At 64.3% G+C, this 19,561-nt stretch carries 16 protein-coding genes; 7 read left to right on the top strand and 9 right to left on the bottom strand.

From position 1 onward, the window contains the following. A partial coding sequence (locus EWM57_RS10200) for an OmpA family protein (RefSeq protein WP_165370476.1) occupies positions 1–675 on the top strand: 675 nt, incomplete at its 5' end. Between the two features lie 5 nt (positions 676–680). Here EWM57_RS10200 and EWM57_RS10195 read toward each other — a convergent pair. Continuing rightward, the gene (locus EWM57_RS10195; protein WP_129921041.1) at positions 681–2,078 is read right to left on the bottom strand and encodes a DUF5723 family protein; all 1,398 of its coding nucleotides are present in this window, start codon (positions 2,076–2,078) and stop codon (positions 681–683) included. A 133-nt stretch (positions 2,079–2,211) separates the two neighbouring features. On the opposite strand from EWM57_RS10195, the gene meaB reads away from it, so the two are divergent. The 6 genes from meaB to EWM57_RS10165 all read left to right on the top strand — a co-directional run bounded on the left by meaB (position 2,212) and on the right by EWM57_RS10165 (position 9,317). Further along, positions 2,212–3,189, top strand: coding sequence for a methylmalonyl Co-A mutase-associated GTPase MeaB (meaB, locus tag EWM57_RS10190; RefSeq protein ID WP_129921040.1), 978 nt, complete (start codon positions 2,212–2,214; stop codon positions 3,187–3,189). Between the two features lie 229 nt (positions 3,190–3,418). Then, positions 3,419–3,988 (top strand): RNA polymerase sigma factor, encoded by a 570-nt coding sequence (locus tag EWM57_RS10185; protein ID WP_317128172.1) that lies wholly within the window; start codon positions 3,419–3,421, stop codon positions 3,986–3,988. After that, positions 3,966–4,898 carry a zf-HC2 domain-containing protein gene (locus tag EWM57_RS10180; protein ID WP_129921039.1) on the top strand — a complete coding sequence of 311 codons (933 nt, stop codon included), beginning with the start codon at positions 3,966–3,968 and terminating at the stop codon, positions 4,896–4,898. The genes EWM57_RS10185 and EWM57_RS10180 overlap by 23 nt, the downstream gene beginning before the upstream one ends. Then, positions 4,846–5,715, top strand: coding sequence for a DUF4097 family beta strand repeat-containing protein (locus EWM57_RS10175; protein WP_129921038.1), 870 nt, complete (start codon positions 4,846–4,848; stop codon positions 5,713–5,715). The genes EWM57_RS10180 and EWM57_RS10175 overlap by 53 nt, the downstream gene beginning before the upstream one ends. After that, entirely contained in the window at positions 5,712–6,539 is an 828-nt protein-coding gene (locus EWM57_RS10170; protein ID WP_129921037.1) for a DUF4097 family beta strand repeat-containing protein, read from the top strand. Before EWM57_RS10175 ends, EWM57_RS10170 begins: the two co-directional genes overlap by 4 nt. 219 nt (positions 6,540–6,758) lie before the next feature. Then, on the top strand, positions 6,759–9,317 hold the full coding sequence (locus EWM57_RS10165; protein ID WP_129921036.1) for a DUF5916 domain-containing protein: 2,559 nt from the start codon (positions 6,759–6,761) through the stop codon (positions 9,315–9,317). A 67-nt stretch (positions 9,318–9,384) separates the two neighbouring features. Here the strand turns inward: EWM57_RS10165 and EWM57_RS10160 are convergent, their stop codons facing one another. From EWM57_RS10160 to EWM57_RS10125, 8 genes are all read right to left on the bottom strand, one after another. Continuing rightward, entirely contained in the window at positions 9,385–9,786 is a 402-nt protein-coding gene (locus tag EWM57_RS10160; protein ID WP_129921035.1) for a VOC family protein, read from the bottom strand. Positions 9,787–9,804: 18 nt separating this feature from the next. Then, complete coding sequence (locus EWM57_RS10155) at positions 9,805–11,091, bottom strand: TPR end-of-group domain-containing protein (RefSeq protein ID WP_129921034.1); 1,287 nt, start codon at positions 11,089–11,091, stop codon at positions 9,805–9,807. 78 nt (positions 11,092–11,169) lie between these two features. Beyond that, positions 11,170–13,761 carry a DUF5916 domain-containing protein gene (locus EWM57_RS10150; RefSeq protein ID WP_129921033.1) on the bottom strand — a complete coding sequence of 864 codons (2,592 nt, stop codon included), beginning with the start codon at positions 13,759–13,761 and terminating at the stop codon, positions 11,170–11,172. A gap of 136 nt (positions 13,762–13,897) precedes the next feature. Beyond that, positions 13,898–16,444 (bottom strand): M56 family metallopeptidase, encoded by a 2,547-nt coding sequence (locus EWM57_RS10145; protein WP_165370475.1) that lies wholly within the window; start codon positions 16,442–16,444, stop codon positions 13,898–13,900. Then, positions 16,431–16,853, bottom strand: a complete 423-nt coding sequence (locus EWM57_RS10140; protein ID WP_129921031.1) for a BlaI/MecI/CopY family transcriptional regulator — start codon at positions 16,851–16,853, stop codon at positions 16,431–16,433. Before EWM57_RS10140 ends, EWM57_RS10145 begins: the two co-directional genes overlap by 14 nt. Positions 16,854–17,010: 157 nt before the next feature. Beyond that, entirely contained in the window at positions 17,011–17,379 is a 369-nt protein-coding gene (gene folB, locus EWM57_RS10135) for a dihydroneopterin aldolase (protein WP_129921030.1), read from the bottom strand. A gap of 170 nt (positions 17,380–17,549) precedes the next feature. Further along, positions 17,550–18,608, bottom strand: a complete 1,059-nt coding sequence (locus EWM57_RS10130) for a DivIVA domain-containing protein (RefSeq protein ID WP_129921029.1) — start codon at positions 18,606–18,608, stop codon at positions 17,550–17,552. Further along, a complete protein-coding gene (locus EWM57_RS10125; protein WP_129921028.1) occupies positions 18,605–19,549 on the bottom strand; it encodes a WD40 repeat domain-containing protein in 945 nt (314 codons plus the stop codon). Before EWM57_RS10125 ends, EWM57_RS10130 begins: the two co-directional genes overlap by 4 nt. Positions 19,550–19,561: the final 12 nt, after the last annotated feature.

The following is a 19,561-nucleotide window of genomic DNA, read 5'->3' as shown; positions in this document are numbered from 1 at the left end:
GACGGCGTGCCCGACACCCAGGACCGCTGCCCCGCCACGGCTGGCCCGGCCCGCAACGGGGGCTGCCCGGAAATCAGCGTGGCGGCCCGGCAGAGCCTGCGTGATGCCACCCGCGCCATCCAGTTTGCCCGCAACAGCGCCATCCTGCTGCCTGCTTCCTACCCCACCCTCGACGCGCTGGTGCCCCTGCTAGCGCAATACCCCGACTACTCCCTGAGCATCGTGGGCCACACCGACAGCCAGGGTCCGGCCGCTTTCAACTTGTCGCTTTCCCGGGAGCGGGCCGCCGCCGCCCGCACGTATCTGCTCGATAAGGGCGTGACGGCCGGCCGCGTGGAGCTGCGCGGGTACGGAGCCCTGCACCCCATTGCCACCAACGCCACCGAGGCCGGCCGCAGCCGCAACCGCCGCGTGGAATTCGACCTGTTCGTGAGCAACGGCCCCAGCTCGGCCCAGAAGAAATACGGCGCCGAGCCCGCTAAAGGCGCCGTGAAAGCCCCGGTGAAAAAAGCGCCCGTGAAAAAGGCCCCGGTACGGAAAGCCAGCGGCAAGAAAGCTCCGGCTGCCTCGAAAGTCGTGCGTAAGCCGGCCGCTCCGAAAACAGTGCGGACGAGCAAAGCGCCGGCGGTTAAACGCCCGGCGCCGGCTCGTCCGACAACTACTCCGCAGCGGTAGGGCGGCTACTGTACCGTCCCGAATTTAAACCGCAGAAAGCCCGCCGCCGCCGACAGGTACGGGTTTTCGGCCGTGAGCAGGCCGACCACGTCGCGGGTACTGATACCGGCCTCGTAGAAGCCCGAGGTGAACGTAACACCCAGGGGCACGCTCACGCTGTAGCCCGCTCCGGCCGATACGCCACTGCTCAGCCGCACCCAGCGCACGGGCTTGAAATCGACGCCCAGGCCCACGAAGGGCGCGGAAATGTTGCCGGCCACCTTGTTCAGGGGCAAGGTCACGTCGAGGCCGGTTTCGAAGTACTCGCTGATGCGCAGCCCGGCCCCGGCGCGGAGCTTGGTGGGCAAGTCGGCCTTGCGCTGGGCGCTGGGCTGGTAGCTGAAGAGGCTGTCGGAGCCGGCGGAGAAGATCTGGGCAGCTTCCTTGAAAAAGTCGTAGCTGCCGATGCCGGTGGAGCGCAGACGCTTCAGCTTCTGGTCGTTGGCCGTCACCAGGTTGCCTTCCCAGGTCATGTGGCCGATGTCCGTCACGGCCAGGCCCAAACGCACTTTTTTGCCGGCCTCCAGGGCCAGGCCCAGGTCGAAGCCGTGGCCGGTGCCCACGGGCTGCAGGCCGTTGGCGCGCTGGCGCAGGTTGAACGAGGGGTTGTTGACCAGGCTGCCGTAGTCAATCTTGAACAGCGGCGACATCGAGCCGTAGGCTTCCACCTTGCCCTCACTCACGCGCACGTCCACGATGCCCACGCCCTGAATGTAGCGGTAGCCGGCCCCGGCCGAGAGCTGCACCAGCGGCAAATCAATCAGGCGGGTGCCCACGGCCACGTTAAACTCGTTGAGCCAGGCCATCTGCACCTGCGTGCCGGCCAGGGCCTCCGAAATCAGGGGCGAGGTCTGGATGTTGTAGTTCTGAAAAATGGGCGCATCCTTGCCCAGAAAGGCTATTTCGGCGGCATTTTTATTGAGCCCCACGTGGCTGGCAATCCGCTGGCGGTTGCTGACGGCGATACTACCGATGCCGGGCACGGCCACGGCCAGCCCCAGCGTGGTGGCGTCCACGTTTACGTTCAGCGCGTCGTCGGAGGTGAACTGTCGGGCCAGCTCGAGCTTGTCGGCGCTGCTGAGCTGGTCGTTGGTCTGGTACACAAACTTCTTGAGCTGAGTGCGCGTGAGCGACTGGGAGCCGATGCCCGCCCCGAATTCGCCGATGGTGAAGGCAAACTTGGCCCCGCCCACCCGGCCCAGGTTGCCGGGGTTGATGCCGATGGCCTGGTAGTCGGTGGCGAAGGTGGTGGCGACGCCGCCGCGGCCGGTGGCGGTGAAGTTGCTCAGCTCATTCTGGGCCCAGCCCAGGCTGGGCATGGCGAGCAAGGCGGCAAGCAGGGAGCGTTTCAGAATGGCGGGCATGGCGGGTAGCGGTAGAATCAGGGGCGGCCGGAAATAGACGACAGTTTTTCAAATGTACTATTATGGGGTAGTTTGCACCTCCAATATTCTGCCGGCCGGCAGATTTTCGCCGATTATTCCCGCTTCCCCGCCGATGGCCCGCCGCTTTTCCGTTTCCGACTACGCCGACGGCATCCTCAGCGGCAACCGCGTGCGCCTGAGCCAGGCCATTACCCTGGTCGAAAGCACCCTGCCCACCGACCAGGAGCTGGCCCAGCAGGTGCTCGACGCGGTGCTGCCCCGGGCGGGCCGCTCGGTGCGGGTAGGCATCACGGGCGTGCCGGGCGTGGGCAAAAGCACGTTTATTGAGGCACTGGGGCTGCATTTGGTGAACGAGCAGGGCAAGCAGCTGGCCGTGCTGGCCGTGGACCCGAGCTCCCAGCGCAGCGGGGGCAGCATCCTGGGCGACAAAACCCGCATGAACCTGCTGGCGGCCCACCCCGCGGCCTACATCCGCCCTTCCCCGGCCGGCCGCAGCCTGGGCGGGGTCACGCGCAGCACCCGCGAGGCCATGCTGCTGTGCGAGGCGGCCGGCTTCGACGTGATTTTCGTGGAAACCGTGGGCGTGGGCCAGAGCGAAACTGCCGTGCACGGCATGGTCGACTTCTTTCTGCTGCTGATGCTGGCCGGGGCCGGCGACGAGCTCCAGGGCATCAAAAAAGGCATCATGGAAATGGCCGACGCGGTGACCATCACCAAGGCCGACGGCGGCAACGAGCGGGCCGCCAAGCTGGCCCGCCGCGAGTACCAGAACGCCCTGCACCTGTTTCCGCTGGCGCCCAGCGGCTGGAACCCGCTGGTGACGGTTAGCTCGGCCGTGACGGGCCAGGGCGTGGCCGAGGTGTGGCAGGTGGTGGAGCAGTACCGGGCCCAGACCCAGCAGAGTGGCTACTTTCAGCGCCGCCGCCAGGAGCAAAACCTGCACTGGCTCCACGAAACCATCCGCCAGGCGTTGGAAGCCCGCTTCTACGCCCGCCCGGAGGTAGCCCGGCACCTGGCCGCCTTAGAGCAACAGGTGAAAGCCGGCACCAAGTCGGCCTTCGGCGCAGCCGAGGAACTGCTGGGGTTGTAGTTTTCCAGTAAGGCAGATGTAGAGACGCAACCTTGCGTCTCCTGCCGGAACGAGCAGGACTGCTCAGCGAAACTCTCTACAACGATTAAGACGCAAATATGCGTCCCTACTGACCCTTTCGTGGGCTCGAAACCCGGCGGCGAAATATTTTTCGCCGCCGGCTGTAACCTTCCCAAAAAGGCGCAGTTTCCACCGCCGAATACGCTCCCACCTCCTCATCCCCGGCCGCTTGAACACGCTTACCGACAATTCGCTCATGCTGCAGGTGAAGGCTGGTCAGGTCGAGAAGATGGCCCTGCTGTTCGAACGGTACCACCGGCCGCTGTACGGCTTTTTCTACCATTCCAACGGCCACCCGGCCACCAGTGAGGACCTGGTGCAGAACGTATTCTACCGCATGCTGAAGTATCGCCACACCTTCACCGGGGAGGGCGAGTTTCGGACCTGGATGTACCACCTCGCGCGCAACGTGCTAGCCGACGCCGCGAAGAAAAACAAACCCTCGGCCCACCACCAGGACATTGCGGACTGGGCCGAAAAACTGGCCGGCGGCCCCACCGCCGATGCCGGCCTGCAGCAGGCCCAGGATGTGGAGCTGCTGCACCAGGCGCTGGGCCAGCTCAGCGCCGAGCAACGGGAAGTATTGGTGTTAAGCCGCTTCCAGGAGCTTAAATACGAGCAGATAGCGCAGCTGCTCGACACCACAGTTGGGGCCGTGAAGGTGCGCGCGCACCGGGCGCTGGGCCAGCTGAAGAACATCTACTTGAAACTCGAAAATGGAAGCAAACAGGAACTGTGAAAGCGTGCAGCCCGAGCTGCTGGGCTGGCTGGCCGGCGACTTGTCGGCCGCAGACCAGCGGGCCGTGGAAGCCCACCTGGCCCAGTGCCCCGCCTGCCAGCAGGAACTAACGGCCGTCCGCCAACTCTGGGACGCGCTGGGCACGGTGCCCACGCCCGAGCCCAGTGAGCAGCTGCGACCCCGCTTCTACTCCATGCTGGCCGAGTTTCAGGCCGCTGAAGTCCAGAAGCATCGTTGGTCGGTGGCCGGCTTGCTGGAGCGGCTGCGCGAGTGGTGGCAGCCGGCTTACGCCCTGCGCCTGGCCTACAGCGTGGCCTTGCTGGTGGTGGGCCTCGTGGTGGGCTACGGCCTGAAAGGACGGCCGGAAACGGTCGGGCCTGATTCGCCGCCGCTGGCTGCTGCTTCCCAGCCGGCTTCTAACCCCGCCGCCGTGCAGCAGGTGCACTTGCTGGAGCAGCTGGCCAACCCTTCGGCCGTGCAGCGGCTGAAGGCCGTGAGCAACGCCGAGGAAGTGGCCCCCACCAACGAGCGGGTGCTGGCCGCGCTGCTAAGCACGCTCAACCAGGACCCCAACGTGAACGTGCGCCTAGCCGCCTTGGAAGTGCTCAGCAGCCTGACGGAGGAGCCCATGGTGCGCCAGGGACTGATCAAGTCGTTGACCCAGCAGGACTCGCCGTTGGTGCAGTCGGCGCTGGCCGACCTGATGGTGCAGCTCCAGGACCGCCGCTCGGTGCGGCCCCTGCGCAAGCTGCTCCAGCAGGAAAACCTGAACCAGCAGGTGAAAAGCAAAATCGAACAAAGCATTGAGACCTTGTCGAACGACCAGGCTCCCCACCCTTCAACGCCCCCGACATCCCATGAAACTCACCCCGATATTCGGTCTGATCTGGCTCCTACTGTGGCTGCCTAGCCTCTCGCTGCAAGCCCAGGACCGCGAAGACAAAGAGCAGATCAAGCGCGAGTTTGCCCTCACCGGTGAGGCCGGCCGCAGCACCCTGGCGCTGTACAACATCTTCGGCTCGATAACGGTGGAAGGCTACAACGGCAAGACCGTGGTGGTAGAAGCCACCAAAACCATCCGCGCCGACAACGCCGAGCAGCTGGCCCTGGGTAAAAAGGAAGCCCAGCTCGGCTTTATTCAGCGCAACGACAGCGTGGTCGTGTATCAGCAGGGTCCCCAGGACTCGCGCCCCCGCCGCAACAACAGCTACAACAGCGGTGACATCGACTACCGCTACCAGTTCGATTTCGTGGTAAAAGTGCCAGCCTCGATGCGCGTCATCGTCTCGACCGTGAACGGGGGGCAGGTGCTGGTGCAGGACGTGAGCGGGCCGCTCCAGGCCCGCAACATCAATGGCGACGTGACCCTGCGCAACGTGCGGGAAGCCACCCAGGCCCACACCATCAACGGCGACGTGAGCGTGAGCTACGCGGCGGCCCCGAGCCAGGCCTCGTCCTACAAAACCATCAACGGCAACATCACCGTGAGCTACCCGACCAGCGTATCGGCCGACGTGTACTTCAAAAGCATGCACGGGGAGCTTTACACGGACTTTCCCAAAACCGAAGTGCTGCCGGCCCGCGTGACCCAGAACCAGCAGCGCGACGGCCAGGGCACCAAGTATAAACTCAGCAAAGAGACGGCCGTGCGGCTGGGCAAAGGCGGCCCTGATTTCCGCTTCGAAACCCTGAACGGCGACGTCACCATCAAGCAGCAAACCAAATGAACAAGCTCATTTTCTTCGCTCTCCTGGCCCTGAGCACCCTGGCCGGGGGCAGCCCCCTGGCGGCCCAAAACAAGGACCAGCAGCTCGTAGTGGCCCTCAGCTCGCCCGGCAAGCCCGGCACCCTGCACCTGAAGCTCGTCGGTGGCTCCATCCGGGTGGAAGGCTACGGCGGCAAGGAAGTCGTCATCGACGTGAACGGCCACGCCGGCCGCGACCGGGGCGGCGACTCGAACGAAACCAGCAACGGGATGCGGCGCATTTCCAAGGTCAATGGCCTCGACGTGACGGCCCAGGAAAAGGCCAACCACGTGTACGTCCGCTCCCAGCCCGGCCCCCAGCCCGTCGACTTCACCATCAAGGTGCCCCGGCAGTTTTCCCTACAGATCGGGACGGTCAACGACGGCAACATCACCGTCGACAACGTGAGCGGGGAGCTGGAAGTCTCGAACGTGAACGGCTCGATTCAGCTCACCGACGTGGCGGGCTCAGCCGTGCTGAACACCGTGAACGGCAGCGTGGTGGCCCGCTTCACTGACGTGACGCCGAATGCGCCCATGGCCTTTTCCAGCGTCAACGGTAAGATTGACGTGACCTTCCCGGCCAAGGCCAAAACGGCCGTCAAGCTCAAGTCGGAGCACGGCGACATCTACTCCGATTTCGACCTGACCGTGGACGGCGGGGCCCCGAAAGTGACCCGCACGGCCAAGGACGGCACCTACCGGGTGAACGTGGACAACTGGACCTACGGCAAAATCAACGGGGGCGGCGCCGAGGTGATGATGAAAACCCTGAACGGCAACATCTACATCCGCAAGGCCAAATAACAGCCTTCTTCTAGTCCGGACCAGCGGCCCGCGCGGCTGGTCCGGCCCCGGGAAAAGCCCGACTGTCTTTTCCCGCTCCCGGCCGGGGCTGCTGCAACAGCCCCACCTTTTTTTCCGGCTCCCCGCTTTTTTGCGCCGCTTCTGCGGCTGCCCGCCCCCGCCATGCCCGGCCGGTTCGGGCCGCGGCGCCGGCTCCCACCTCGCTAAAACGCACGCAGTATGCTTCCCACCTTTATTCGGCGTTCCCTTTTTCCGCTGCTCCTGCTGCTGAGCTGGAGCCCATTCCGCGCCGCGGCCCAGACTCCGGCCACTGCCCCTACGACTTCTGCCACGGCCGCGCCGAAGCGGCAGCTCCAGGCCGTGCGCATCACCGAGGCCATCAAGCTCGACGGCCTGCTCGACGAGGCCGTCTGGCAGCAGGCCCCCGTGGCATCCGATTTCGTGCAGCAGCGTCCTAACCCCGGCGTGCCGGAGAAAAACCAGACCGAGGTGCGCGTGCTCTACGACGACGCCAACCTCTACATCGGGGCCGTGATGCACGACGTGAGCCCCGACTCCATTCTGCGGGAAATGACGGCCCGGGACCAGTTTGGCAACACCGACATCTTCTCGGTGTTCCTGGACACCTACCACGACCAGCTCAACGGCTACAACTTCACCGTGACCACCAGCGGCGTGCAGCTCGACGCGCGCTACTCCCCGGCGGGCGGTGAAGACTTCAACTGGAACGCCGTCTGGGATGCCCGCACCAGCCAGCGCGGCACCGAGTGGGTGGCCGAAATGCGGATTCCGTACTCGGCTATCCGCTTCAGCAAGGCGCCCGAGCAGCTCTGGGGGCTCAACTTCGCCCGGCAGCGCAAGCGCGACAACGCCCAGTTTTTCTGGAACGAGGTCAAGCCCGCCGTCAATGGCTTCGTGAACCAGTGGGGCGAGCTGCGCGGGGTGCGCGACGTGCAGCCCCCGCTGCGCCTGTCCCTGACGCCCTACGTGAGCAGCTACGTCAACCACAACCCCCTCAACGCCGAGGGCACCCGCCGCACTAGCACCAGCTTCAACGGCGGGGCCGACATCAAGTGGGGCATCAACGAAAGCTTCACCCTCGACGCGACGCTCGTGCCCGACTTCGGCCAGGTGCAGAGCGACAACCAGGTGCTGAACCTCTCGCCGTTTGAGGTGCAGTTCAACGAGAACCGCGCGTTTTTCACCGAGGGCACCGAGCTGTTCAACAAGGGCAACCTGTTCTACTCCCGCCGGGTGGGGGCCACGCCCATCGGCTTCTACGGCCTGAAGGCGGGTGCTCACGAGAAAATCCGCCGCAACCCCGCCGAAACCCGCCTGCTCAACGCCACCAAGGTGTCGGGACGGACCAAGCAGGGCCTGGGCATCGGCCTGTTCAACGCCGTCAGCAACGACGTGTACGCCACCCTGCGCGACACCCTGGACGGACACGAGCGGCAGGTGCTGACCCAGCCGCTGAGCAACTACAGCATTGCCGTACTCGACCAGAGCCTGCCCCACAACTCCTACGTGTCGCTCATCAACACCAACGTGACCCGGGCCGGCAGCACCTACGACGCCAACGTAACCGGCGGACTGTTCAGCTTCAACGACAAAACCAACACCTACGCCGTGGACGGCCGCCTGGTGTACTCGCGCCGCCGCGGCACCCAGTTCAACTCGTCGGAGAAAGTCAGTGACCAGGACGGCTACAAGTACCAGGTGGGCGTGGGCAAAGTCAGCGGCAACCTGACCTGGGGCGTGAACCAGGGCATCGAGTCGGACACTTACAACCCGAACGACTTGGGCATTCTGTTCGGCAACAACAACATCAGCCAGGGCGCCTACCTGAACTACCGCAAATACAAGCCCTTCTGGAAGGTCAACAACCTGTCGTTGTTCAGCGAGGTCAACCACAGTTTGCTTTACCGGCCCACGCGCTACCAGAACCTGGGCTTTTACCTCGGCGGCAACACCACGTTCACCAAGAGCTTTCTGCAGATCGGCTTCGATATGAACGTGGACCAGGCCAGCAACGACTTCTACGAGCCGCGCACCTATCCGCTGGGCGAGTACTACGTGCGCGTGCCGGGCAGCACCCGTCTGGTGGTGTTTTTCAACTCCGACACCCGCAAGAAATTTGCCCTGGGCATGAATGCCGGCAACCGCACCTACGCCCTGGATGAGCACCTGAGCCGTCCCCGCCGCGCCCTCTACAGCTTTGGCTTCTACCCCCGCTACCGCTTCAACGACCACTTCACCCTGCGCTACTCGCTCGACTGGAGCCGGGCCACGAATCAGATTGGCTTTGTCAACGGTGGCCTGAAAAACGACGAGCCCCTGGATCAGCCCTGGCTGGGACAGGTGCTGCTGGGCCGCCGCAACGTGGCCACGGTTTCGAACGTGGTGTCGGCGGCCTACACGTTCACCAACCGTATGTCCTTGACGGTGCGCACCCGCCACTACACCAGCACCGTGCAGTACGCCGACTTCGTGACCCTGGCCCCGGGCGGCAAAGAGACGCCGGCCGACTACGCCCGCAACCGCGACAACACTTACAACGCCTTCAACGTGGATGCGGTGTATTCGTGGTGGTTTGCGCCGGGCTCCCAGATCAGCATCGTCTGGAAAAACGCCAGCGCCACGTCCCTGCTGGCCGAGCAGGCCACGCCCCAGTACTTCGACAACTTCAACGCCACCATCAACACCCCGCACAACAACTCGGTGTCGGTGAAGGTGCTCTACTACCTCGACTACCTGATGCTGCGCCCCAAAAAGTAGTTGCTGCACTCTTTGAAAGCGCGTCAGCCAGCCGGAAGCATTCTTTCCGGCTGGCTGACGCGCTTTTTCAGGTTAGCTCCGCGGGCGGGCCCAGCAGGTCCCACTTGTTGCCGTACGGGTCGCGAAACACCACAACGGCGGCGTAGCTTTCCTGGCGGGGCTCCTCCAGAAACGCCACGCCCCGGGCCCGCAGGCGGGCGTAGTCGGCCGCAAAGTCGTCGGAGTGCAGAAACAGCCAGACCCGCCCCCCACCCTGCTGCCCCATCTGCTGCACCTGAGCGGGCGTGGCGGCGCGGGCCAGCAGCAGGCTGGTTTCGGCCGCTGCCGAGGGTGCAATTCGGACCCAACGCTTGCCCTGGCCCAGGTCGGTGTCTTCGCGCAGTACGAAGCCGAGCACGCCCACGTAGTAGGCCAGGGCTTCGTCGTAGTCGGGAACCAGCAGGCTGATCAGGCCCAGGTGAGTGAGCATAGAACTCGGGAAAATGGGTTAGCGGGCGGCCAGCTTTTCGGCGTAGCGGCTGCGCTTCAGAAAGCCGGGGTAGTCGGCCAGGTTCAGCATGTCGTAGACGGCCTGCTTTTTATCGGCCACCTCGTTGTAATAGGCCCTACAGATCTGGTAGCCGACAAAATAGCCCAGGTCGGCGGGCTTGTCGGCAGTTTCCTGGCGGCCGTTGGCAATCCAGTTGTCCCAGTTGGTGCCGGTCATTTCCCGGCTGAAGTCGGCCCAGATCTGCTTCTCGTGCCCCAGGCCGTAGGTTTGCAGGCGGCGGTTGGGGTTCTGCCCGCTGGTCAGCTCGGCCAGAAAGTCAGCCATGCCCTCGTTGATGGCCCCGCGCAGCAAAGTCAGGTCGGTGGTGGGCTTTTGCAGGGCGTGAATGTGCTCGTGGGCCACCACGGCCGGCAAGTCCTGAAGGTTGCCCAGGTTGTTGCGGGCCCACAGGTTGAGCTCCCCGCGGGGCGTGCTGGGCGAGGCACTCATCTGGTCGGCCCCGATGAGCATGCCGTTGCCGGAAGCCGTGCCGGCCGAGGTGAAGCGCCCGATAACGAAGTACACGTTGGGAAAGCGCGCGGCCGGGTAGAGCTCCTTGAGCCGGATAAAGCCCCCGCGGATTTGCTTGGTCAGGGAGGCAATCTGCAGGGTGTTGGGGCGGATGGCGCGGTAAAACTCGGGCTTGGCGTCGAGGTTGGCCACAAACTTCTTGGTGTCCTGAATCTTCAGGGCGTAGTAGTCCTGCAGGCCCACGGTGCCCTTGTCGAAGTATTCGCGCTGGTAAATCTGCTCCCGGTGGGCCGGGTCCTTGGCCGCCAGGTCGTAGGCCCGCCAGAAGTTGGTGATGTCGGTCGTGACGAGCTGGGCGTTGCGCGGGTCGCGCTGCCGGTCTTCGATGCGCTGCATGCGGGCCAGCACCACCTGGAAAGCGGGCAGCTGCCGCAGCGAGTTCAGGTCGGTGTCCTGGCGGGCCCAGCTGGCCTGGTTCCAGCCCAGCTGCTGAGCCTTATCGAAAGCCTGCACCGCCGCCTGGGGCTGCCCGGCCAGGGCGTAGTAGCAGGCCGCGTTGTAGAGCGCGCCGCTCTTGGCCGACTGGAACTTCTCGGCCCGGCTGAGCTGCACCGACAGCGCGGCGCCCTCGGCGTAGCGCTTGGCCTTGGCCGCGCGCTGGCTCTGGGCGCGCAGGCTGTCGAGTGGGGCGGTGGTTTGGGCGGCGGCGGCCAGGGGCAGCGCCAGCAGCAGGCCGAGGCCGGCGGCGCAAAAACGGGAAGCGCGGGAAAGCATAGGGTAAGAATAAGGGGTAAAAAAGCCGGACCCGCCCCGGTGGGACTGGTCCGGCTAGTTAGCTATTCTGCCTCGAACTTACGATGCCCGCCGGGGCCGCAGGGCCAGGTAGTCGAGGTAGTAGAGGACTTTCACCGACACCGAGTTGTTGTGCGGGGTGTTGATGGTATTGCTCAGGTTGTCGAAATACAGGGGCGTGGCCGCGTTGGCGTCGAGGGACGTGGCGTTGGCATTTTTCCAGACAATACTGACCTGGGAGCCCGGCGCAAACCACCACGAGAAGGCCGCATCCACGTTGAAGGCATTGAACGTGTTGTCGCGGTTGCGCTGATAGGCCACCGTGGTTTCCTTGCCGCCCGGGGCCAGCCCGATAAACTCGTTGTACTGCACGGTGCTGGTGTAGTGGCGGGTGCGTACCGTCAAGGACATGCGGTTAGTGAACGTGTAGGCCGCCGACACGGTGTTGGTGATGGTCGTCACGCGGCGCCGGCCCAGCGGCCGCTGCCCCTCGAAAACCTTATCCAGGGGCTCATCATTGCTGAGCCCGCCGTTGACAAAGCCAATCTGGTTGCGGCTCCGGCTCCAGTCGAGGCTGTAGCGGAAGTTGAGCTTGTTGTTGACCCGGTAGCGCGGGGAAATGGTGGCCCCGATGCCCAGCCGCCGGGGCCGGTCAAACCGGTCGTCCTGGGCGTAGGCGCGGACGCCGCCGTTCAGGTCGAGGGCGAATTTCTTGCGGTAATCCGACGAGACAAAGCCGCCGACGTTCACGTTGGCCGGCACGCGCACGTAGTACTCGCCCAGCGGGTAGGTGCGCGGCTCGTAGAAGTCGTGGTTGACCGGGTTCACGTCAAAGTTGAAGCCCGTGGTCAGAAAGCTCTTGGTGAAGGTCGTGTTGGCGCCGCCGGCAAAATTCATGTTCTGGTAGCGCGTGGGCCGGTAGAGCAGCGAGTGGTTGATGCTCCACCAGGTGTAGAGGTTGTTGACCTTCCAGAAGGGCTTGTATTTGTTGTAGTTGAAGTTGGCGTACTGGCTGATGTTGTTGTTGCCGAACAGAATGCCCAAGTCGTTCGGGTTGTAGGTGTCCGACTCGATGCCCTGCCCCACGTTCCAGGTGAAGTTGCCGCTGATTTTGCCCACGCTCACCTGGTACTTGTAGCCGTTTTGGTCGTCAATGGCGTCGGCGGAGTTGAAGACCGTGCCGCGGCGGCGCGAATAAATCAGGCGCCCGTCCACGGCGTAGGAGTTCTTTTTGTTGGCAAACCGAAACAGCCCGCCGGTCACGTTGGCGTCGTAGGTGCTGCCCCAGCGCGTCACGTTGGTGTTGATGAGCGACACGTAGGAGTTGTTTTTCAGGCTCTGGTCGAGCACCACGATGTTGTAGTTGCTGAAGGGCTGGGTCAGTACCTGCCGCTCCGACCCATCCACGGAGTCGCGCACGGTGGCGTACACGTCGTTGCTCAGGGCGTTGAACACGCCCACGCCCAGGCCCTTGCTGGTGCGCCCCGATACTTTGGTGGCGTTGAGCAGGCGGGTCACGCCCGGGTTCGTCACCACGACTTCGCCCGGTACCCGGCCGCCGTCGTCGAGGCGCCGGCTTTTGCGCAGCTGGCCCTTCACGTCGCCGAAACCGATGGGCGTGGCCCCCACCCGGCGGGAGTAGAATAGGTTGCCCTTGTTGAACAGCTCGGTGCCCTCGGTGAAAAACGCGCGGTTTTCATTGTACTGCACTTCAAACGGCGACAGGTTCAGCACCTGGTTGTCGCTCAGGGTCTGGCCGAAGTCGGGCACGAGCGTCGCGTCGAGGGTGAAGCTTTCGTTGATGCCGTACTTGATGTCGGCCCCGCCGTTGAAGCTGGTGCTGGTGTTGCGGATGCCCTGCTGCTTGAAGGGATAATGGTTCACGTAGGCCGACACGTAGGGCGTCAGCGAAAGCCGCAGCGGCGACTTAATGCCCGTCACCCCGCGCAGCTCACCCCACTGGTTCACGAAGCCATCCACCTGGGGCTTGACCTCGTTCCAGAAGAAAGCCTGGTTGTCGCGCTTGCGCTGACGCATGAAGTTGATGCCCCAGAGCTGGGCTTCGGCCGAGCTGAAGCGAATAGCCGAGTACGGAATCCGCATTTCGGCCACCCAGTCGGTGCCCCGCACGGCCGTGCGCGAGTCCCAGACGGCGTTCCAGTTGAAGTCCTCGCCCCCGGCCGGGGAATAGCGGCAGTCCATCTGCACGCCGCCGGTAGTCACGAAAAAGCCGTAGCCGTTGATCTGGTCGTGGTAGGTATCGAAGAAGACGCCGATAAAGTCGGTGTTGCCGAACCCGTCGCGCGGGGTCAGCTCCCGCAGAATCGAATCGGGGCTCACGTCGTGCATCACCGCCCCGACGTAGATGGCCGCGTCATCGTAGAGGATGCGCACCTCGGTCGGGTGCTTTTCGTGGGGGCCGGGGTTGGGCCGGTTCTGAATGAAGTCGGTGGCCGGCGTGGCCTGCTGCCAGGCGGCCTCGTCGAGCTGCCCGTCGAGCTTGATAACCTCGGTGATGCGCACGGCCGGCAACTGCCGCTTGGGCGCCGCCGTGGCCGCGCCGGTAGGGGCCGGGGCGGCGGGTACGTCCTGCGCCCGGGCCAGGGTGGCAACTAGTCCAAACCAACACAACAAGAGGACTCGTAAGCGCATAAAATCAGGGAGAGAGAGAATGAGGGCAGCGGGCTAACAGATGGCGGCAACGCGAAAAGGGTTGCTCAGGCCGGACGGATTGGGCAAAAAAAGGGCGGCCTGCTCACCGCAAACCGCCTTTTTAGCACCAACACCACTATTCCGATACAGAAATATTCAGATTGAAATTCTTGTCGTCGCCGTGGTTGAGCAGCTCCCGATACTTTTTCGCCACAGCATCGGATTGCTTCTGCCCGTTCACCCGCATGCCCGATTGGTTCAGTTGCAGCTGATAGGATTTGTCGTCCTTGCCAATCAGACCGTCCTTGCGCAGCTGGTCGCCGATGACGGTGTTGTTGATGGTGGGCTTGCGCGGGGCCAGCGGGGCTTTGGGGGGCCGCGGCGGCGTGGGGGCCGTCAGGGCCCGGGGAGCCCGCGGGGCCTGCGGCGCCCGGGGCGGGGTGGGCCCGTCGTCGTCGATGGTCGTGGAATTGGTGTTGCGGGTAATGCCGTAGGTGTTGCCGGCCGTGAGCTTGCGGCCGGTTTCGGCCTCGATGAGCTTCAGGTACTTGTCGCGCAGGGCGGCCGACTGCTTTTTGCCGTTCACGACCAGGTCCTGGGTGTTCACCGAAAACTGGTAGTTGTCGGAGTCCGAAATCAGGCCGTCGGCGCGCAGCTCGCGCACCAGAGCCGCCTGGGTTTCCTCGTTGTCGCGGCGGCGCTCCTCTTCCCGCTCCCGGCGTTCATCCTCCCGGTCGCGGCGCTCCTCTTCGCGGCTGCGGCGCTCTTCTTCCCGCTCGCGGCGGCTCTCCTCCAGATCTTGGCGGCGTTCTTCCAGCTCCTGACGCTGCTCCTCGCGGCGCTGCTGCAGCCGGTCGAGCTCCTGCTGAAGCTTCTCGCGGGCTTCGGGGTTTTTCTCGGTCCGCAAAGCCTCCCGAATCGACTGCTCGGCCGTGCGCATAGCATCCGACTCAATCTTTTCGGTATCGATGATGCGGATGGTTTTGCCGTTGCGAATCTCGGTGCGGTTGCCGTCGCGGTACACGTAGGTTTTGGCCGCGGCCCGGTTGGCTGAATTCTGGGCTTCGTCCAGGTTCAGGCGCAAATCCAGCTTCATTTTCTGCAAGGAGCGCTCCAGCTCCCGGCGGTCCTTTTCCGACATGCCGAAGTTGCGGGAGTCGTCGTTGAAGTTGAAGGCAAAGTCGTCGCTCGACCAGGTGCGGCGGCGGCTGTCGGCGCGGTCTTGGGGAGCCAACTGGATAACTTCGGTACTGCCGCCCTTGGCTTTCTTGTTGTCTTCCTGCAAGTCAATCCGGCGGCCATCGACGATGATTTCGGTGGCCCGGCCCTTCTTGTCGCGCTTCACCACCACGGTGCCGTCGCCGCGGCCGTAGCCAGCGTCGGGTTCCCCGTTCACAATCACGACGCGCTTGTTGCCGTCCTTGTCTTTGTACTTGCGCTTTTTCTTGTCTTTGTCGTCGTCGTCCTGGCCGCCGGCGGTCAGGGCCGGCGTTGGGGGCAGCGTATCCTGATGCGCAACCTCCAGGCGGTGCAGCCACAGGGCGTTGTCCACGGGAGTTATCAGCCCGGCCAGCTCTTTGGCTTTGTCGGCCCAGGGCCGGGGGCTAGCCATCGACACGGCCGCCGTGAGGCCCAGCAGCACTAGGCCGCCCATCACCACCAGCGCAGCCATCACGCCTTCCGAGAACGTGGGAGCAGCCCGGCGCTGCACCAGCCGGCGGATGCGGCCCAGCAGTGAGCCATCAGGACCCACGGCCGACAAGGCCAGCTGGGGTACCGGAGTCACGTCCTGGCCCATTTCGGCCAGCGCGGCCAGGGCCCGGGCCAGCGTCAGCGGATCGCCGCAGATGGCCGTGGCCTCGTCGTCGCAGCAGTTCTCGCGCTCCGTACGCAGGCAGGCCGTGATAAACCAGGCCGCGGGATGGTAGAAAAACAGGATTTCAGCCACCGACTGCAGGATGTTTACCAGGTAGTCGCGGCGGGCAATGTGGGCCAGCTCGTGGGCCAGAATGGCTTCCAGTTGGCTTTGCGTGAGGCCCAGCACCGTGCCCAGGGGCAGCAGAATCACGGGCTTGAGGTGGCCCGCCACCAGGGGCGCCTTCACCAGCGCCGATTCGAGCAGAGTAATGGTACGGTTAAGACCAGCCTTGGCCGCCAGCACTTCCAGCCGCTCATTCCAGTGCGCGGCCAGCGGTTGCACCCGGTAGTGGCGCAGGCGCTGGATGTAGGCCAGCCCGCCCAGCATGCGGAGCGTCATGGCCAGCAACCCCAGCAGCCAGGCGGCCACAATCAGGGGCAGGTTCTGGTCGAAGTAGTGCAGCCAGGCGTCGAGGCCGCCGGTCAGGACGGCCGGCCCGGTTTCGGGAGCCGTCAGCACTACGTCCGGGGAAGTAGCCGGGGCCGCCAGACCGGCGGCGGACAACGCTGGGGCAGCGGTTGCGGCCGTCGGAGTCTGCAGGGCAATGGCGTAGTGGCGCACAAACGTCACCAGCGCTAGGCCCAGCATGGTGGCCAGCGCCACGCAAGCCACGTTGTAGCGAACCTGGGCCGAGTGGCGGCGCAGCACCAGCAGCAGCCCCACCAGGGCCAGCCCCACTACCGCGCCCTGCCACAGGGAGTGCACGATGGTCCAACCCAGGGCCCGCACCAAGGCGGGGGAAAGTGCATTCTCAAGCCAGTTCATCGGGAGTTGCTTTATCGGTGCCTTCTTTCTGATCTTCCATATCATTGAGCAGGCTGCGAATCTGCGCCAGCTCCTCCTTCGACGTGCGCCGGTTGCCCAGCGCCTGCATCACCAGCTTCATGGCCGAGCCGCCGAAGGTGGCTTCCACAAACCGGTCGAGCAGCAGGCTTTGGGTTTCCTCCTGCCGCACGGCCGCCCGGTACACGTGGGTGCGGCTGTCGTCGTCGCGCAGCACGAGGCCCTTATCGAGCATGAGCTGGAGCAGCTTCAGGGTGGTAGTGTAGCCCACGTCGCGCTTGCGGCTGAGCTCATCATTGACGGCCCGCACGGTGGTGGGCCCCTGCTGCCAGAGTACCTGCAGGATTTCCAGCTCCGATTCGGTGGGCTTGGGGATGGGGGACTTACTCATATTCTCGGCTCTTTTTCAGTACGACACATTTCGTATGTCAAACATATACGAAAGCCGTCGTAGATGCAAGCGTTGGTTACGAATATTTTCGTATAAATTTCCTAAAGCTCGCAAGCCAGCCCCACGGGACTGGCTTTGCAAAGACATAGACCTTCGCCTACCGTTGCAGCTTGCGCTTGGCTTTCAACGTAATAGCCGAGCGGTAGCAGAGGCCGCCGAAGGGCGGATTAAACTTCGACACCCGCACGCGGGCCGCGCGCACGGCCGGCAGTTCGGCCAGGATCCGGTCGAGGATGCGGTGGCCAACATGCTCCAGCAATCGGGCCGGCACCCGCATTTCCTCGGCCACAATGCCGTACAGCACCACATAGTTCACCGTCGACTGCAGCTCGTCCGATACTCCGGCAGCCTGTAGGTCGGCCTTCACGTACAGGTCGACGCTGTACCGGTTGCCGATTTTCTGCTCTTCGTCGTAGTAGCCGTGGTAGGCAAAAAACTCCATGCCCTCGAGTGCAACCTGTCCCATGCGGTGAAATGGTGAAGTGATGAGTTTGAACGTTGGATAGCGGCGCTGCCACCCGCCTCAGCATTAGAAGGTAATGCCGGCCTCTAGCCCGCACAACCGATTACTGGCCAAAAAAAGCAGCCGGCCCGGAAAGGGTCGGCTGCTGGCAATGGGGTGTATCGAGCCCGGGGCTAGATTTCATCAAAAAACGACTTCTCCGCCGGCGCAACTGCTGCCGCGGCCATGCCGGGGTGAGTGGCGGGGGAAGGCGGGGCAATTTCGGGGTGGCTGGGGCCGACGGGCTGAATATCGGGGCGGGCCGGCTCCACGTAAGGCTCTACGGGGTTCGGCACGGTGGCTGGGCCGGGCTGGTGAATCCGCTCGGGGTTGGCAATGCCCGGGTTTTCGTTCGGGGCGGGATTGGGCCGAATGTCCGGACCGGGCGTCTGGGCCGGAGCGCCCGGATCGGGCTCCTGGCCCGGCTGGGGCTCCGGATGCGGGTCGGGCTGCTGGCCGGGCTTGGGGTTGTAGCTGCCGGGCTGGGGGCCAATGGGCCGGCGCGGCTGGTCAACAGTGGTGGCAATACCGCTGACGGCGGAGGCGCCGGCCACGGCGGCCGCGGAAGAAGTAGAGGCGGAACCTACAAACATGGCAGAATCAGTTTCAGGTGAAGGATCAGGTCGATTCACCTTTACGCTGGCGGCCCGGGAAAGGATGGCGGCCACCGAAGCTTTCGGCCGGGCCTTCACTTTTTCCACTTTATCGAGCGAGTCGGCGGCCAGGCGCTGCAAGTCGCGCACGAGGCCTTCGAGCTGATTTTCGAGGCCCTGGCACTGCTGGCCGAGGCCATTGACTTCGGCTTGCATCTCGGCAATGGTTTTTTCGGCCTGCTTGTAGGCGTCGTCCACCACGGCGCGGGCTTTCTGGCGAGCATCCGACAAGATCTGCTCGGCCTTGAGCTGGGCCTCGCGGATGCGCAGCTCCGACTCGCGCTGGGCCTGCTCCGTGATGCTGTTGCCGGTGTCCTCGGCCGTTTTGAGGGTGCGGTAGAGCGAGGTTTCCACCTCCCGCATCTTGCTTACTTCCTGGGTAGCGTGGTCGAGCTTGAGGCGCAGTTCCCGGTTTTCGTCGCCCATCCGCTCCCATTGCTGGGAGAGCGTGACGAGGAAGGCTTCAACTTCTTCTTTGTTAAGCCCCCGAAAGGCTTTTTCAAAGGTTTTCTGACGGATATCGAGGGCAGTAATCTTCATAGGGCGGTGGGGTCGGCGACCAGCTCCCACACGGCAAGGCTGCGGTCGTCGCTACACGAAACTACCCGTTTCCGGCTGGCTGACCAAAATAACTTGTTGACCGAGGTGCCGTGCCCGGCGCTGCGGGCCTTGTCCACGACGCGCAGCAGACGGAAGGTTTCGGCGTCCCAGAGCTTGATGGATTTGTCCATGCTGCAGGTCAGCAGAAACTGCCCGTCGGGCGAATACGCGAGGTGATTGATGGCAAACAGGTGCGCCACAACGCTTTGGTGAGCGGCGTAGCCCGCGGCCACGTCCCAGATGCGCAGGTGGGCGTCGCGCCCCGCCGTGAGCAGCCAGCGCCCGTCGGGCGAATACGCGGCCGTGAAGACGGAGTTGGTCGAGCCCTCCGCGGTGTATTTCAGCGCCAATGAATCCAGGTCGAGCACCCGGACCAGCGCGTCGCTGCCACCCACGGCCAGCTCGCCGCGCTCCTCGTGCAGGGCCAGGCAGCGCAGGCTTTTCTCCGACAGGCGCAGCAACTTCTCCACCCGAAAATCGTCGTCGTGGAGTACGGCCAGCGTCCCGTCGCCGAGGGCCACGTACATCCGGCCGCGGGCCGCGGAGTGTACGATGTCGAAGATGGCCGCGGGCGGCAGGGCAGTGGCGTAGAGCAGCTTCTTTTCGGTTAGGTCAATCACCTGCAGGCCCTGGAAGTTGTGACCAATCAGCAGCAGGCGCCGGGCGGGCAGGTAGCGCAGGGCGTACACCGAATTTTCCACCCGCGCAATTAACTCCCCGTCCCGGGCCGGCTCGTCGAGGTTCCAGGCGACTACAAATCCGTCGGAGCCGGCCGAGAAAACTGTGGGCTCGGCGGCGCTGCCGGCCAGGGCGTACACGCAGTCCCGGTGGCCGGTCAGGGTGGCCAGTTTGTGCAGCTGGGGGCGAAAGAGGGCGGGCATAGCGGCGGCAAA

The sequence above is a fragment of the Hymenobacter persicinus genome (genome assembly GCF_004167665.1).
Classification (GTDB): Bacteria; Bacteroidota; Bacteroidia; order Cytophagales; family Hymenobacteraceae; genus Hymenobacter; species Hymenobacter persicinus.
This window is presented reverse-complemented; position numbering and strand designations above follow the sequence as displayed.